Below are 1733 nucleotides of genomic sequence, written 5' to 3' on the forward strand. Positions count from 1 at the left end.
CGCCCGCCGGGTCCGGGGTCGGTTCCGCGGCCCGGTCGGCCCGGTCGGCCCGGTCTGCGGCCCGGTCCGCGGCACGGTCCGCCCGGTCGGCGGCACGAGCCGCGCGGTCGGCGGCACGGTCCGCCCGTTCCGCATCACGCGAGGCCGCGTCGGCGGCCCGGTCGCCGGTGGAGTCGGCCCGGTCCTCGGGGCTGCGGCGCCGCTCCACCGCCCGGTCCGAGCCGGGGAGACGATCCGCGGCGAGGGCGTCGTCCAGCGCCGACGCGAACGGCGACGCGCCGGCCGAGCCGCGCGCCTCCGGACCGCTGGCCGGTCTGGCCCGCAGGGCGCCGGCGGTGGGGAGGGGGAGTGCCCCAGGGGTGGTCATCGGTAGGCCTCCGCCTTGGTCATCACGACGCGGACGTAGTTCTGGGTCTCGGGGTAGGGCGGGATGCCGCCGTAGCGGGTCACCGTGCCCGGGCCGGCGTTGTAGGCGGCGAGCGCCAGCTGGGTCGACCCGAACTGCTTGGTCAGGCTGCTCAAGTAGCGGGCCGCGCCGTCGATGGCCGACGTCGGGTCGAGGGCGTTGACCCCGAGCCCCTTCGCCGTCGCGGGCATGAACTGCATGAGGCCCTGGGCGCCGGCGGGGGAGACCGCCGAGGCGTTGAAGCTCGACTCCTGCGACGCGACGGCGGCCAGCAGCGAGGGATCCACCCCGTACCGGGCGCCGGCCCGGGAGAACAGGTCGGCGTAGGGTACGCCGGCCAGGGCGCTGCCGACGGCGGTCGTCGTGCCGACCGCCTGCTGGGGCAGCACCCGCCGGATCACCGCCGGCGAGCCGACGTCCTGCACCTTCACCGTCTCGCCGGCCTGGGGAGCGGCGATCATCTTCCCGTTGCCCACGTAGATGCCGACGTGGTCGACCCCGGCGCGCGACGACGAGTTGTCGAAGAAGACCAGGTCACCGGGGCGGGCCTCGGCCAGGGAGGCGACGGCCCGGCCGCTGGTCGCCTGCTGGGAGGAGGTGCGCGGCAGGTCGACGCCGAGGTTGCCGAAGACCAGCTGGGTGAAGCCCGAGCAGTCCAGGCCCTTGGCGGGATCGGTGCCGCCCCAGAGGTAGGGGACGCCGAGGTACTTCTGCGCCTCCGCCACGACGGCGCCCTCCGACGCGGTCGCACCCGTGGGAGCGGAGGTCGAGGGATCGGCACCGGTGAGCCCGGCGGCGGCCGCCGCGCTGGCCCAGTTCGCCGACGTCGACGGAGCCCGGTACACGAAACGGGTCTGGATCTCGCTGATCCGGGCCTGGATCTGCGTCACTCCGTCCACGGGACCTCCTCCGCGTCGCGTGCCGGGCCCCTCCGGGCGCGACCGGTCACCAGGTCGTCCACCGCGCGCTCCTCGGCGGCGGCCTCGGCGGAAGCGAGCGCCTGCAGGTGCCGCTCGCGCAGGCGCTCGAGCGCCTTGGTGCGCTGCGCGGCGGCGGTCCAGCGGGAGCGCACCAGCTCCGCCTGCTCCGCCGACGCCGTGGCCAGGGCCCGGGCGTCGGACGCATCGGTCGCCGCCGTCCGCAGCAGCGTCATGGCGGCGAGGAACTGCCCGGCCGGCAGCGACCGCGGGAGGACGGCGCCCGCGAGCGCCGTCTCGTAGTCGGTGGCGCGCCGGTCGGCGTCGGCCGCGGCGCCGGCCGCCTCGGCGCGGGTGGTGACCAGCTCGGCCCGCAGTTGCGCGAGGCCGGTGCAGACGTCGGTCACCGA

Annotated in this window: 3 protein-coding genes; all 3 read right to left on the reverse strand. The window is 76.9% G+C overall.

Annotation, left to right across the window (positions count from 1 at the left end):
• Positions 1–367, reverse strand: a 367-nt coding sequence (locus ACFSHS_RS10145) for a hypothetical protein (RefSeq protein ID WP_376874788.1), incomplete at its 3' end; no start/stop codon positions are given.
• Positions 364–1305 carry a transglycosylase SLT domain-containing protein gene (locus tag ACFSHS_RS10150; protein WP_376874791.1) on the reverse strand — a complete coding sequence of 314 codons (942 nt, stop codon included), beginning with the start codon at positions 1303–1305 and terminating at the stop codon, positions 364–366. The genes ACFSHS_RS10150 and ACFSHS_RS10145, both read right to left, overlap by 4 nt.
• Positions 1293–1733, reverse strand: a 441-nt coding sequence (locus ACFSHS_RS10155) for a flagellar FliJ family protein (RefSeq protein ID WP_376874794.1), incomplete at its 5' end; no start/stop codon positions are given. The genes ACFSHS_RS10150 and ACFSHS_RS10155, both read right to left, overlap by 13 nt.

The sequence above is a fragment of the Blastococcus deserti genome, from assembly GCF_042682525.1.
GTDB lineage: Bacteria > Actinomycetota > Actinomycetes > Mycobacteriales > Geodermatophilaceae > Blastococcus_B > Blastococcus_B deserti.